This window comes from Fibrella aquatilis, from assembly GCF_017353255.1.
GTDB classification, from domain to species: Bacteria; Bacteroidota; Bacteroidia; order Cytophagales; family Spirosomataceae; genus Fibrella; species Fibrella aquatilis.
Genome location: NZ_JAFMYU010000009.1, coordinates 175,563 through 190,382, shown reverse-complemented (window position 1 = coordinate 190,382; position 14,820 = coordinate 175,563). Strand labels below are relative to the sequence as shown.

Here is a 14,820-nt window from a genome sequence, read left to right as displayed (position 1 = left end):
TAGGAACAGGCAGATACACTGGAACACCCGCTATTCAAGCGGAAGTCGTTAGTGGGTAAGAGCCATTTTTTTCTTCGTTTAACCCTACTTATAAAAAATAAAGTAGGATAAAATAAATTATACCCTATACTGAGTGAATGGCACCAAGAGAAAGACGCTGGTTTTGCTTTGTAGATTATTTGGATAAAAAATTGTCTCTTTGCTCTTTAGCCTTGTGTGATGCCATCCAATCTGACCGATACGGACGATCTTACACTCTGGAGCGCCTTACGCTCCAGCGACGAGGCAGCTTTTGCCACGTTATATCATCGGTACGTCCGGGTGTTGTATAGCTACGGACTGAAGGTAAACCCCAACACAGCGCTGGTTGATGATGCCGTGCAGGACCTGTTTGTCGACCTGTGGCGGATGCGTTACAACCTAGGCGACATCACCGCCGATTCGGTGCGCTTCTACCTGTACCGGTCGTTGCGCCGTAAAATTCACCGCTCCCTACGTCCCGAAGAAACGCTGGTTGATGAGTCAACCGACTGGGTGGCCGGGCGGGCGGATTTACCCGTCGAAACGGTTATCATCGAGCAGGAGGATGACAAGCACCGCAATCGGCAGTTGCAACAGTGGCTGGCTAATTTATCGTCGCGACAGTATGAAGCCTTGATGCTCTATTATTTTCAGGATTACACCTACGCCCAAGTAGCCGAGGTGATGCAGATCAATGAACAGTCGGCGCGGAATCTGGTACAAAAAGCGTTGCATCGCCTGCGGGAACTAACCGCCTTGTTGCTATTGCTGGGTAGTTTTAGCAGTTTACTCCAATTTTTTTGGGCGAAATAGGGTTAAATCCGGTTTCGGTATGCTCTTACCGGTTACTTGGCCAAAAACGGTCAGGACTAGCTTTACTAAGGGCTATTTATGGCTATCCCCACCGACGCGTCTGCTAACCTGCCACTACTGGATCAACCCACGTTTCGAGAGTGGGTGTATGCCCCCACACCCCCATCGGACGCCTACTGGCGGGGTTACTTAGCCGCCCACCCTGACCGGATCACGGAAGCTGATGAGGCGCGAGCGCTGCTGTTGACCCTGCGCGACGACATAACAGAACGACACCCGTCAGACGATAAGGTTGCGACATTGTTTGCCGCCATTCAGGCGGAGGCTTTCTCGCTGCCCGTGCGGAAGGTCCGGTGGGGCTACCGTCGACTAGGCTGGGCCGCAGCAGCGCTAGTCGTATTGGTGGGTGGCTGGCTGACCTGGCAGGCGGTTCAACCCGCGCCTACGCTCTATGCGCAACAGACGGCCAAGACCAACATACCCCTGCTTGAATCGGTCAACCGGACCAACCGTCCGCAGTTAGTTATGCTAAGCGATGGCAGCTCCGTGATGCTTCAGCCGGGCAGCCGCCTTAGCTACGCCGCCCACTTCGACACGGTCACCCGCCGCGAGGTGTACCTGACGGGCGATGCGTTTTTTGAAGTGGCCAAACAACCCAACCGTCCGTTCTTTGTCTATGCCGACTACTTGGTAGCGAAAGTGCTGGGCACCAGTTTCCGCATCCGGGCGATGGCGGGGCGGGCGCAAATCCAGGTACGTACCGGGCGCGTAGCAGTGTATGACCGGGCCGATGCCTCTCTGACAGACGCCCGCAACAACCCTACTGAGCTGGCCGGGACAGTGCTGCTACCCAACCAACAGGCCGTACTCACCAACCATCAGATTCAACTTAGCAGCCCGGCTGTTGCGTCAACGGCCGAAGCCTACAAGTCTATCCCGCTTCAACCAACCGTACCTGACGCGGGCGCGATGGTGAAGCAGTCGTTTGATTTCGACGACCAGCCCGTAGGCGATGTGTTTGACCTGATGGCCCGTACCTACGGCGTGACCATCGACTACGACGCGCCGGTGGGCCGCTGCCTGCTGACGGCTTCGCTGACTGATGAACCGTTCTACCAAAAACTAAACCTGATCTGTAAAGGCATCGAAGCCCGCTACACCGTCAAGGCCGACCGCATTGTGGTCAGTGGGCGCGGGTGCCCTTAACCGCTGCTTGCCAATGACCAACTGAGTTTAACATCACAAAAAAACGGACGGTGTTTGCCGCACCGTCCGCCCTTACTAGGTACGCATGGCCTGGTTCGCTGTTTGCCGCAGGAGCCAGGTAATGTTCTGCGTTTTTCCCAAATCACAAAACAGGTTAAATCTATGAAAAAACATCGACCCTACGATGTTAACTGGCAGCGTCTTATGCAGTTAGGTGCCCTACAGGTCGTGCTGGCCCTACTTTTTGCCACCATCTCGCTGGCCACACCCTCGCGCGGGCAAGACGTGCTGAATCAACGGGTGACGGTTCAGGCGCAGAATCAGCACGTGAAAACGATCCTCAACACGCTGGAAGCCCAGGCGGGCGTACGCTTTGTCTACAGCACCAACCTGATTCAGATAGGCCGCAAAGTAAGTGTGCAGTCGCAACAGGAGCGGTTGAGCGACGTACTCGACGGCCTGCTGGCCCCGATGAACATTCGTTACGAAGTCATCGGCAAACAAATTATTTTGAGCCGCATAGTAGCCCCGTCAATGGGGGGAAACTCAGTCACCGAAACCGAGCACCCCGCTGAGGTCCCCACCGACCGTGTGGTGACGGGTACGGTGACCGACGAAAACGGGGCCGGGTTGCCGGGGGTATCGGTGGTGCTAAAGGGCACCGCGCGCGGCACCACTACCAACGAACAGGGAGCCTACAAACTAAGCCTGCCCGAAACCGCCGGCACGCTGGTATTCAGCTATGTCGGCTACCTGACGCGGGAAGTGGCCCTGTCGGTAGGCCAAACAACGGCGTCGGTGAAGCTAATGACCGACACTAAATCGCTGGACGAAGTGGTGGCCGTGGGCTACGGTGCCCGGCGACGGTCGGAGATTTCCGGCTCGGTGGGGCTGGTCAGCGCGAAGCAGATCGAAAGCTTGCCCGTGGTCAATTCGGAGCAGGCGTTGCAAGGCCGGGTTTCGGGGGTCAACGTGGTGCAGAATGGGGGTGCTCCCGGTGCGGGGGCCTCCGTGCAGATTCGGGGTATTGTGGGCGTAGGTGCCAACGAGCCACTTTACGTCATCGATGGCGTGACGATTCGGCCCGGTGCCACTGACCAATTGGGGTCGACAGTGCTGGCCACCTTGCCACCGAATGATATTGAGTCAATTTCGGTACTAAAAGATGCTTCCGCTGCGGCTATTTACGGTGCTTCGGCAGCCAATGGTGTGGTCATCATTACCACCAAACGAGGTCGGGCGGGGGCACCGCGCGTATCGCTGGATACGTATTACGGTACGCAAAACGTGTCTAAAAAGCTGGATCTGCTCAACGGTGAGCAGTACCGCACGTTTGCCCGCTTTCAGCGCGGCGCGGCAGCTTCACCCCGCGTACTGGGCAGCACCAACGCCAACACCAACTGGCAAGACGAGTTCTTCCAGACGGCCCCGCTGTCCAACATCGCCCTCAACGTGTCGGGCGGGGGCGAGCGCAGCACCTACTCGCTGAGCGGCAACTGGTTCAAGCAGGACGGCATTGTACCCGGCACCAATTTCGACCGCAAAAGCCTGCGCGTGAATACAGATTTTCAACTCAGCAGCCGCCTGAAAGTGGGTGAATCACTGCTGTTTAGCGAGTCGCAACGGACGGGCGAACGTCGGCTAGATGCCGGGGCGCGGTACATTAACCAACTGCTGAGCCTATCGCCGCTGATTCCGGCCAGTGACAACTCCGACCCGCGCTACTATGGTTATGGCCAACCAAGCAAAGACGACCTGCTTGGCGACCCCATTCAAAACCCCATCGCCATTGCCAATATCCTGCAAAATAATAGTCCCCAACGTCGCGTACTGGGCAACGTGTATGCTGATTTGCAGTTGATTAAGGGCCTGAGCTACCGCACCGAATACGGCCTCGATTTCAACGTGTACCGAGGCCGAACGTTTGTACCGGCCTATTATCGCAACAATAATCGCCTGGAGCCAAACTCGTTCGGTACGTCGTTTGCCACCTCGGAGGTGCAACAATGGAAAAACCTATTCAACTACCGCACGGTGGTGGGCAAACACAGCCTAGATGCCTTACTGGCCCACGAGTGGTGGTTTTCGCGTGACGAGTCGGTGGGGGCAAGTGTGACGAACCTGCCCAGCGAGACGGCGCAATCGATTGGCTTAGTCGATCAGAAAGACCGCTCTTCGTATGACGGCTACTATGAGCGGGGTATTCTAAGCTACTTTGGCCGGGTCGACTACGCCTACGCCAACAAGTACCTGCTGACGGCTTCGTACCGCCGTGACAAAAGCTCGAAGCTGAACCCGGTGCTCTATTACCCTGCCGTCTCGGTAGGCTGGCGCATCTCGGAAGAAGCCTTCATGAAGTCGCAGTCGGTGATCAACAACCTGAAACTCTCGGTGGGGTATGGCATCACGGGCGACATCAACAACGTAGGCGACTACTCCCTGTCGGCCAACCTGCGGTCGCAGGCGTATTACGTCTTCAATGGCGCATCGAGCGTGGGCACCATCGTGACCAGTAACATCAACCCCGACCTACGTTGGGCGCAGAACCGGGGCATCAACGTGGCTCTCGACGGGTCGCTGCTCAACAATAAGCTCGACTTCCTGGTGGAATACTTCGACCGCACAACCACAGATTTGATTCTGGCCAATACTGTGAACCCACCGTCGGCGGGCATTGGGGCGGCGTTGGTCAATACGGGCAAAATCAGCAATCGGGGCATCGACTTTTCGCTCAACTACCGCAATCAGGCGGGTAAGCTGCGCTACACGGTGGGGGTTAACGGCGGCACACTAACTAACCGCGTGGACGAACTGTATAGCGGCAACACCAACCCCATCATTCAGGGCAGCGACAACGACCTGAACGTGATCCTGCGCCCCGGCGATCCCATCGGGGCCTATTACGGGTATGTGGCCGAAGGCTACTATCGCACTGATGACGAAGCTAAGTCACAGTTGAGCAAGACGGCAGACAAAGACCTGCCTAAAGCGGGCGACGCGCGCTACGCCGATATCAACGGCGACGGCGTACTGAGCACAGCGGATCGCACCATCATCGGCAACCCGATTCCCACGTTTTCGTATGGTCTCAACGCCACAGCAGAGTGGGGCGGCTTCGATCTGACCTTGTTTTTCCAGGGGGTGTCGGGCAACAGCCTCGCCAATGTGCTGCGGCAGCAGACGCTCGAAAACAGCACGCTCAGCTACAACGGCAACCGCTCGGTGGAAGCTCTCAACTACTGGACCGCAAGCAACCCCAATCCGTCGGTGGCCAACCCACTCTCCAACCGGAGCGCCAATCAGTTTTTCTCCACGCGCTACGTAGAGAAGGGCGATTACTTGCGCCTCAAGAACGTGTCGGTCGGCTACCGGTTGCCAGTATCTGCTATTAGCCGCCTGGGGCTAAGTCAGGCACGGCTATATGTGACGGCCCAAAACCTGCTGACGTTCACAGCCTACAAAGGCTACGACCCCGAAGTGGGCAATTACGATGGCGGTAAAGTGCTGTTCCGGGGTGTCGACGGTGGCAACTACCCCCAACCCCGCACACTCATCGTAGGCGTACAGATTGGCTTCTAATGACTGACTCTTCCAACCAAGTATAGGTATTCTTATGCGCAAACTAGTCTCCCCCAGCCGTGTGGTTGGTGCCGCCCTGATTGTGGGGCTGTCGTTCAACCAGTGCACCGATAAATCGATTGAAACCAGCAACATTAACAGTATCAACGAGTCAGTTTATTTCAATAACGTTACTGAATTATCGGAGGCGCTTACAGCAGTCTATGCAGGCCTGCAACGGGGCGGTCTGTACCAGGCCAGTTTTCAGATGATACATGGCTACGCTTCCGACGAAATGACCACCACGCGTAGCCTGGAGCAGTATGACCGCTACATCGATGGCAAGCAGTACTTGCTCCACGACTACCGCCCCACCGGCCAAAGTGACGCGAACCTCTCGCGCAGCTACTGGTCAGACGCCTACGCGACGATCTACCGAGCCAATTATTTTCTGCAAAAAGTAGAGAATTACAAATCCACCGCTGCCGACGACAAAGCGGTAGTGGATCGGATGATCGGCGAAGCCAAGTTTTTGCGGGCTTTCCTGTACTTCAACCTAGCCACCGACTACGGAGCCGTGCCGCTACGGACCCGCACCAACGACCCCGGCGCCTTAGGCGCTACGTCGCAGGCTGATGTGTACAAGTTTGTGGAAACCGAGCTGCTCGATGCCAAACAACGCCTCTGGGACCGCACCAAACTTTTCGCCGACGCAGGCAACATTGGGCGGGCGCAAAAAGCGTCGGCTACCGCCCTACTGGGTAAGATGTACCTGTACCAGAAAAGGTACGCCGAAGCAGCTGCCCAGTTTGAGGAGATCGTGACTCCCAAGAACGGCGAGTTTCAATATGCACTGATGCCGAATTTTGGGGACAATTTTCTGGAAAATGCTGAAAACAACGCTGAGAGCCTGTTTGAAGTGCAGTTCCAGTATGGCCTTAACGGCACCACCAACCCTGGGTACGTCATCGACGACTCGGGCGCGCAGTGGGGCGCGGGACACTATAATCCAGAGACGAACCAGTTCAACGGCAATCTTGGTCCCGACGGTCACGGCAACTTCAACGCCCGGCCCTCAGCGGCCTTGGTCGCTGCTTTTGAAAAAGGCGACCCTCGCATGGACGCGACCGTGTATGGCCGAAATACCCGCTTTGTGCTGAGCAAGGTGCGCAAGAACGGCAAAGACGACCCCGACTATTCACCCGACAACACGTTCGCCGTCACCTTCGACCGGCTAAAGGCCACCGTGGCGCAGGACCTCGGCACGCCCACCGACCTCAATGCGGGTTACGCCATCGCCAAATGGAACACCCCCGACCTGACCAAGTTTGACAATGATGAAAACTCCAATCTGTCGGGTACTGGCCGGGGGGGCATTAATCAGCGCGTGATCCGCTACGCCGACATACTCTTGATGCTGGCCGAAGCCAAACTAGCGGGCGGCAAAGGCCCCAACGGGGAGGCGGCCAAATACATCAATCAGGTACGTGCCCGTGCCCGCAGCGGCAAGAATGTGTTGCCCGACGTGACAGGTACCTTCGACGATTTGGTGCATGAGCGGCAGGTGGAACTGGCCTATGAGCAGGTTCGGCGGCGCGACGTGATCCGTTGGGGACTGGCTCCGCAACTGTTTAAGGGCTTCCAGGCGAGTAAACACGAATTATTTCCTTATCCAGAAGCTGAGGTAAATGGAAACCCGGACCTTAAACAAAATCCGAAGTATTGATAAACCAGGCTCTTAACGGATTGGCCTAACAAAGTAGGACTTAATGTAATGTTAAGTCCTACTTTCGTGTTAAAGGGGTGGCTACCCGTCTCATTTATTCCATTGGTACATCGAGCAGATAGCCAGCTATGCACAAGTGTAGAGGCTAGTTTAGTCTTGATTGACAGCGTATTATGTCCATGAAAACGTCAATTTATGGAGTAACAGGGCTGGTTGTTGTCCTGATTGGTGCCCTATCTATCTGGGATGGCTCTAACGCCGTGGACTACAGCACGCAGGTGAAGCCTATCCTCAACAAGCATTGCATTGCCTGCCACGGGGGCGTGAAGAAACAGGGGGAGTTCAGCGTGTTGTTTGAAGAAGAGGCCCTGGCCAAAAACAAGTCGGGGCATGCGGCCATTATTCCCGGTGATGCCAAAAACAGCGAGTTCATCAAGCGGCTCACCGCCACAGATCCCGACGAGCGGATGCCCTACAAAGAGGCACCACTAAGCCCGGAAGACATCGAACTGCTGACTAAGTGGGTTGATCAGGGGGCCAAATGGGGCGACCACTGGGCATACCAAGCGCCTGATCTCCCCTCCGTGCCGGGCCGGTCCATGTTTGCCAGTGTGACGGATTGGTTTAGCCATCGCTGGGAGCAAAACGACATCGATTATTTCATCACCGACAAGCTTAACAAAGAACAGCTCAAACCCGCCGCCCCCGCCGACAAAGCCACCCTGCTCCGGCGCGTGGCCCTGGACCTGACGGGCCTGCCGCCCACCGAGCAGCAATACAAGACCTTTTTGGCCAACCCTTCTGCCGAAACCTACGCAACGATTGTTGATGAGCTACTGGCCTCACCTGCCTACGGCGAACGCTGGGCTGCCGTCTGGCTCGACTTGGCCCGTTACGGCGATTCGAAAGGGTACGAGAAAGACAACCGGCTCTGGAATCAGTGGCATTTCCGCGATTACCTCATCAAGGCGTTCAACGCCGACATGCCCTACGACCGGTTTACGAAGGAACTGCTGGCGGGTGATCTGCTACCAAACCCCACGGAAGATCAATACTTTGCTACTATTTTTCACCGCAACACGCCCACCAACGATGAGGGCGGCACCGACGATGATGAATTCCGGTCGGTAGCCGTTATGGACCGGGTAAACACCACCATGGAAGTCTGGCAGGGCACCACCATTGCCTGCGTACAATGCCACAGCCACCCCTACGACCCCTTTCGCCACGAGGATTATTATAAACTCATGGCCTTTTTCAACAACACCGCCGACGAAGACCTGCGTACTGAACACCCGACGTACCACCTGTGGCGCACACCGGAGAAAGCCCAGATCAACGCCCTGAAAAGCTGGGTACGTACCAACGCCACTGCCGCCCATGAAAAAAAATTAACGGACTTTCTGAGGTTTGCACAACCCACTTTCTTCTACCACGATTACAAGGAAGTAACCGATGCCGCCTCGGCACCCGTGGCTGATTTGATGGTGCTGAAGCCCGGCACGGGCACCGTGATGCTGCCGCAAGTGGTGCTCACCGGCAAACGGGAACTTTACCTTATGTACTTTACCATGTTGCTGCGCACCACCCTCGACGTGCATCTGGATTCGCAACAGGGGCCACTGCTGACCCGCATTCCGCTGGATACCTGCGCGTTCTACCACGAAAAGCTGGCGCACGTTACGCTGCCCGCCACGGCAACGGGGCGGCACGACCTTTATTTTACGCTTAATTCGCCCGGCCAACCATTTCCCGGTGCCAAGGGAGCCGATGCCAATTTTATCACGGAAAAAGACGCGGGTCTAAGCTGGCTTTTGCTACACGAAGGCCTGCCGGGCCGCGACAAACCGGGCTGTGCCGCTCAAATGGCCCTCTTCCAGTCCCTGCTGACGGCGGGCTTCGACGGAGTACCCGTTACGATTGATCTACCTGCTGAATACGCCCGCAAGACGTACCTGTTTGAACGGGGTAACTGGGCCGTGAAAGGCAAGGAAGTGAAGGCCGACGTACCGGCCTCGTTGCATCACCAAGCGGTATCACCTTTTGTGAAAGACCTGCCCAAAAATCGCCTGGGGCTGGCCACCTGGTTGACCAGTAAAGACAACCCACTCACGGCACGCACTGCCGTCAACCGCCTGTGGGAACAGTTATTCGGCATTGGACTGGTGGAAACGCTGGAAGATTTCGGCACGCAGGGCATGACCCCCTCCCACCCCGAACTGCTCGATTACTTGGCCGTGAAATTCCGGGATACCTATGGCTGGAGTCAGAAAAAAATCCTGAAAGAGATTGTGCTGTCGGCCACCTACCAGCAAGACTCCCGCGCCACGCGGGCGGTGCTGGAACGTGACCCCTACAACCGGCTGCTGGCCCGTGGTCCCCGCTTCCGGCTCACCGCCGAGCAGGTACGTGACCAGGCACTGGCTATTAGCGGATTGCTAAGCCATAAACTGCTGGGTCCCAGCGTGATGCCCTTCCAGCCTGAAGGCGTTTGGCAGGTGCCGTACAACGCCGACAAATGGCAGTTATCCAGTGGCGAAGATCAGTACCGCCGCGCCGTTTATACGTTTCAGAAACGCTCTACGCCCTACCCCTCACTGATGACCTTCGATGGCTCGAACCGGGGTACGTGCCTCTCGCGCCGCATCCGCACTAATACGCCCTTGCAGGCACTGGTCACGCTCAACGACCCGGTGTATGCCGAGGCAAGCCGCCACTATGCCCAACAGATGATGCGGCTGGCCACAACGCCCGACGAGCAGATTCGCCGTGGCTATCAGCTAGCGATGGGGCGGTCGTTACCTGCCAGTCGGTTAAGTGTGTTGCAGACGCTTTACCGGCAGTCGCTGGCCAGCTACCGGGCCAACACCGCCGAAACGGCCAAGCTCCTGCAATCGCCCGCCGGCAAACCCGAATTAGCCGCCCTAACCACCGTGGCCAGTGCCTTGTTGAACACTGACGAGTTTACGACCAAAGAATAAGCCTCAACGCCTCATGAACCAGCTACCGAACGAATTACAGCAAATTCACGCGCAGCACCAGACCCGGCGTTTGTTCCTCCAAAACCTGTCGTATGGGCTGGGTGGGCTGGCCCTGGGTACGTTGTTCAGCGGCTGCAAAACCACGCCCGACAATGCACCCCTGCAGCAGGCCATTGGCTCGCCCATGATTCCCCGGCTGTCGCAGTTCGCGCCCAAAGCCAAACGGGTGATCTACGTGCACATGGCCGGATCACCCAGTCAACTGGAGTTGTTTGATTACAAACCCGAACTCCAAAAAGTGAGTGGACAAGCCTGCCCGCAGTCATTTCTGGAAGGCAAAAAATTTGCCTTTATCCGGGGCATTCCCAACATGCTGGGGCCGCAAACCAATTTTGCCCAGCACGGCCAGTCGGGCGCGTGGGTGTCGGATCTGCTGCCCCAGTTTGCCCAACACGCCGACGACGTGACTTTCCTGAAAGCGATGTATACCGACCAGTTCAACCATGCCCCGGCGCAGTTGCTACTGCTGACGGGCGCGGCCCGGCAGGGTCGGCCCAGTATTGGCTCATGGGTAACCTATGGGCTAGGGTCGGAGAATCAGAATTTGCCGGGCTTCGTGGTGCTGGTGTCGGGTGGCAACCAGCCCGACGCGGGCAAGAGCGCCTGGGGTAGCGGCTTCTTACCGTCTGTATATCAGGGAGTTCAATGTCGGAGCGAAGGCGATCCGGTTCTGTATATTAGCAACCCGGAGGGTGTTACCCGCGATGTGCGCCGCAAGACTCTCGACGCCATAGACGCGCTTAACAAAGCGCAGTACGAAGACTACCAGGACCCCGAAACCCTGGCCCGCATCGCTCAGTACGAACTCGCCTACAAAATGCAGGTGTCGGTGCCGGAGGTTATGGACATTAACAAAGAGCCTGACTCCATCAAGCAACTCTACGGTATTGAGCCGGGCAAGGCATCACTGGCTAATAATTTATTACTGGCCCGAAAGTTGGTTGAAAAAGGCGTTCGATTCGTGCAGTTGTTTGATTACGGCTGGGATAGCCACGGCACTAACGCGGCCCTGGGCATCGACGCCGGTTTTCGGGAAAAATGCGGTCAGCTCGACCAACCCATTTCAGCCCTGCTGACCGATCTGAAGCAGCGCGGTCTGCTCGACGAGACGCTGGTAGTGTGGGGGGGTGAGTTTGGCCGGACACCCATGCAACAATCCGTAAATGGCCGCAAGGTGCCGTTTGTGGGGCGTGACCACCACGTAGAGGCCTTCACCATATGGATGGCCGGCGGGGGCGTGAAGGCCGGAATGACCTACGGCGAAACTGACGCGATGGGCTATTCGGGCGTCAGTGGCCGGGTCCACGTGCACGACCTGCAAGCTACGATCCTGCATTTGATGGGTTTCGATCATGAAAAACTCACCTTCGATTTTCAGGGCCGCCCCTTCCGCCTGACCGATACCGCCGGAAAGGTGGTCAAACCCATTTTGGTGTAAGCCAATTTCAATAGAATACACTTTGCATTGCAGCGGGGCTTACTTACGGCCAAACCAGCAGTCTGTAAAGGAACACGGCTGGATCTTAGGTGAAAATAAATTCACTTTCATTTTGTAAATGAATTTTTATTCACCTATCTTTGTCCTGTTAATGAGCCATAGCCATGCGCACGAGAGACGAAGCAAAAGAGACACAGATTTTGGAGGCGGCCCTGCGGCTGATTGCTCAAACCGGGCTGTCAGGCCTGAAAATGGCTGATTTAGCCCGTGAGGCAGGCCTGGCTACCGGCACAGTGTACATCTACTTCGTCGACAAGACGGCCCTCATCAGTCGGCTACATATTCACTTGGTACGTACCGCCTGGCGCGACCTGACAGCTGGCGTCGACAAGGTCGATCCAGTACGCATTCAGGTACAGAAGATTGCGCATAACTACCTGACTGAGAATATAGAACGCCCCGAAATTGGTGCGTTTTTTGAACAGTATTACCGGTCACCGTTCTACACCAAAGCCGAAGACCCCCTGGCCGAGGAGAACACCGCCTTGCAACCCATCTATGACGTGATCGCCCGCGGACAAACCGAGACGATCATCAAAAACGTAGACCCCGACCTACTGGTGAACTTGGTCTGTGGCCTGCTCAACGAAGCCGCCAAGATGCCTCTGTATACCGGGCAACCCTTTACCGATGCTGATTGGGAAGCCACCTTCGCTATCCTGTGGGATGGCATTAAGCGCTGACCCGCGCTACCAAAGTCAGTCAATAGGCTGGCTTATCTTTACAGCTAAGCTGAATAAATAATCATTTTTCATCATGAACAAGACCGTTTTAATCACCGGTACGTCGTCGGGCATTGGCCGGGCCACCGTTACTTACTTTGCCCAGCAGGGCTGGAATGTGGCCGCTACCATGCGCTCACCACAAAAAGAAACCGCATTGGGGGCTGCTTCGCTGGGTGCATTGCCTAACGTAAAACTGTTCCGGCTCGACGTGATGGATACCGACTCTATCCGGCAGGCCATCACGAACACCATTGCCACTTTCGGGCGCATCGATGCGATCATCAACAACGCGGGTTACGGGGCTGTGGGACCGTTTGAAGCCGCCACGCCCGAACAGGTGCAACGGCAATTCGACACCAACGTATTTGGCGTCATGAACGTGATCCGCCAGATACTGCCCCACTTCCGCGAGCAGCGCGACGGCACCATCCTGACCGTCACGTCGATGGGTGGACTGATTACCTTTCCCATCTATAGCATCTACCACGGCACGAAATGGGCGGTGGAAGGCTTTACCGAAGCCCTGTCGTTTGAGTTAAAACCGTTCAACATCCGCATCAAAAACATCGAACCGGGCGCCATCAAAACTGACTTCTACGACCGCTCGCAGGATGTGCTCACCAAGCCCGGCCTGACCGCCTACGACGAGTACGTACTGGTAGCGATGGCTAACTCCCAGAAAGCAGGAGCTACTGCGCCGGGGCCGGAAGTAGTGGCTAAAACGCTCTTCAAAGCAGCCAATGATCCTTCTGACCGGATGCGCTACGTGACGGGCGACAGCCAAACGGGTATGTTGCTGTTTATGCGCCGCCTGTTGCCCCTCACTTGGTTTCACGGCATCATAAAGAGCGTGGTTGAGAAAAGCTACAAACCCGCAACTACCTGAGCTATGCGCCGCTTACGAACTGCTTTGCTGATTATTAGTCTACTGCTAATCGGCATTCTGACAATTGTGTATGTCCGATTTGGTGGCGGACGTACCTATCCGGATTTATCGGGTAAGCCCGTGCTGACAGCCGGAGCACTCGAAACGGTGCTTGCCTACGCCGAACCCATCGGCAACGTAGCCGCCTCGACCGATACCGGCCGACCCACGCGGGTGTTTTTTACGGTACACCCTGAATCGCGCCCGGAGGGAGCCAAGCTGCTGGAAGTGGTTAACGGCAAGGGAGTCCCCTACCCCAGCGCGGCGGCTCAGGCCCTTTTCAATACCCCGCTGGGTGTTTACACCGATCAGCAACATCGTCTGTGGGTGATTGACCACGGCAATCACGGCACCACCACTGTGACGCTGACGGCGTTTGACCTGACAAATAATCGGGTGGCGCACCAGTACACGTTTCCGCGCGAAGTGGCCGAACTGGGGTCTTTTTTTAACGACCTGTCGGTGTCGCCCGATGGCCGGTATGTCTACATAGCAGATGTCAGTTTTTGGCGAAAACAACCGTCTATCGCCGTGTACGACACCCAAACGGGCCGGTCGGCGAGCCGGTTAGACAACCACCCGTCGGTTGCCAGCCAGGGGTACGTACCGGTGAACCCGATCAAGAAAATGCGCTTTTTCGGTGGGTTGGTCGATCTGATGCCTGGTGTGGACGGCCTCGACGCCAGTCCCGATGGCAAGTACGTGTACTACGCCGCCATGTCGCACGATGGGCTGTACCGGGTGCCGGTGGCGGCACTTACCAATTTCTCGCTCAGCAACGAGGTCGTAGGCGAGCAAGTACAATTGGTGAGCAAAAAGCCCCTCAGTGACGGCATCCGGGTGGACAGTCGGGGTAACACGCTCATCACCGACGTCGAGCATTCAGGCGTGGCCATCATAGCACCGGATGGCCGCAGCCAAACGTTGCTGAAAGATCCCCGCATCCGGTGGGCCGATGGCCTGAGTTTTGGTGGCGACGGGTATACGTACCTGGCTGACAGCGATATTCCTGACCAGATGCTCCAATCCAAAGCCCATATCACCTCTCACAAACCCTACTACATCTACCGGTTCAGGTATTGACTTGGCTGACGATATAGTATTTCGATAAGGAATCATCGATCATTGATTTAGTCGTTCGCGTTGATGGGCACCCGGTGCAGGTACAAATGTCAGCCTCATGAACTTTTTCAAGGCTGACAGCCAACTTCCGACCGTACGTTCCCGGTAGGGTGACCGGGCAAAATAGGTTCGCGTGATGGTTTCGAAGTCTTACGGTTCCCGACCACTGAGTTGTTTTGCCACGT

9 protein-coding genes are annotated in these 14,820 nt (G+C 56.3%); all 9 read left to right on the top strand.

The genetic code is table 11. The annotated features are described in order from the left end of the window. Positions 1-219: 219 nt before the first annotated feature. A complete protein-coding gene (locus tag J2I48_RS13435) occupies positions 220-834 on the top strand; it encodes an RNA polymerase sigma factor (RefSeq protein WP_207335975.1) in 615 nt (204 codons plus the stop codon). Positions 835-912: 78 nt separating this feature from the next. Beyond that, the gene (locus tag J2I48_RS13430; protein WP_207335974.1) at positions 913-2,040 is read left to right on the top strand and encodes a FecR family protein; all 1,128 of its coding nucleotides are present in this window, start codon (positions 913-915) and stop codon (positions 2,038-2,040) included. A gap of 162 nt (positions 2,041-2,202) precedes the next feature. Then, positions 2,203-5,619 (top strand): TonB-dependent receptor, encoded by a 3,417-nt coding sequence (locus tag J2I48_RS13425; protein ID WP_207335973.1) that lies wholly within the window; start codon positions 2,203-2,205, stop codon positions 5,617-5,619. A 34-nt stretch (positions 5,620-5,653) separates the two neighbouring features. Next, positions 5,654-7,324 carry a RagB/SusD family nutrient uptake outer membrane protein gene (locus J2I48_RS13420; RefSeq protein ID WP_207335972.1) on the top strand — a complete coding sequence of 557 codons (1,671 nt, stop codon included), beginning with the start codon at positions 5,654-5,656 and terminating at the stop codon, positions 7,322-7,324. A gap of 179 nt (positions 7,325-7,503) precedes the next feature. Then, positions 7,504-10,305 (top strand): DUF1553 domain-containing protein, encoded by a 2,802-nt coding sequence (locus J2I48_RS13415; RefSeq protein ID WP_207335971.1) that lies wholly within the window; start codon positions 7,504-7,506, stop codon positions 10,303-10,305. Positions 10,306-10,318: 13 nt separating this feature from the next. Continuing rightward, entirely contained in the window at positions 10,319-11,803 is a 1,485-nt protein-coding gene (locus tag J2I48_RS13410) for a DUF1501 domain-containing protein (RefSeq protein ID WP_207335970.1), read from the top strand. Between the two features lie 164 nt (positions 11,804-11,967). Continuing rightward, positions 11,968-12,546, top strand: coding sequence for a TetR/AcrR family transcriptional regulator (locus J2I48_RS13405; protein WP_207335969.1), 579 nt, complete (start codon positions 11,968-11,970; stop codon positions 12,544-12,546). 73 nt (positions 12,547-12,619) lie between these two features. Next, positions 12,620-13,474: an SDR family oxidoreductase gene (locus J2I48_RS13400; protein WP_207335968.1), complete on the top strand. Its 855-nt coding sequence runs from the start codon at positions 12,620-12,622 to the stop codon at positions 13,472-13,474. 3 nt (positions 13,475-13,477) lie between these two features. Then, positions 13,478-14,596, top strand: a complete 1,119-nt coding sequence (locus tag J2I48_RS13395; RefSeq protein WP_207335967.1) for an L-dopachrome tautomerase-related protein — start codon at positions 13,478-13,480, stop codon at positions 14,594-14,596. Positions 14,597-14,820: the final 224 nt, after the last annotated feature.

Coding starts and splice junctions, on each gene's coding strand:
- J2I48_RS13435 (WP_207335975.1), top strand. CDS start 220: ATGCCATCCAATCTGACCGATACGGACGATCTTACACTCTGGAGCGCC.
- J2I48_RS13430 (WP_207335974.1), top strand. CDS start 913: ATGGCTATCCCCACCGACGCGTCTGCTAACCTGCCACTACTGGATCAA.
- J2I48_RS13425 (WP_207335973.1), top strand. CDS start 2,203: ATGAAAAAACATCGACCCTACGATGTTAACTGGCAGCGTCTTATGCAG.
- J2I48_RS13420 (WP_207335972.1), top strand. CDS start 5,654: ATGCGCAAACTAGTCTCCCCCAGCCGTGTGGTTGGTGCCGCCCTGATT.
- J2I48_RS13415 (WP_207335971.1), top strand. CDS start 7,504: ATGAAAACGTCAATTTATGGAGTAACAGGGCTGGTTGTTGTCCTGATT.
- J2I48_RS13410 (WP_207335970.1), top strand. CDS start 10,319: ATGAACCAGCTACCGAACGAATTACAGCAAATTCACGCGCAGCACCAG.
- J2I48_RS13405 (WP_207335969.1), top strand. CDS start 11,968: ATGCGCACGAGAGACGAAGCAAAAGAGACACAGATTTTGGAGGCGGCC.
- J2I48_RS13400 (WP_207335968.1), top strand. CDS start 12,620: ATGAACAAGACCGTTTTAATCACCGGTACGTCGTCGGGCATTGGCCGG.
- J2I48_RS13395 (WP_207335967.1), top strand. CDS start 13,478: ATGCGCCGCTTACGAACTGCTTTGCTGATTATTAGTCTACTGCTAATC.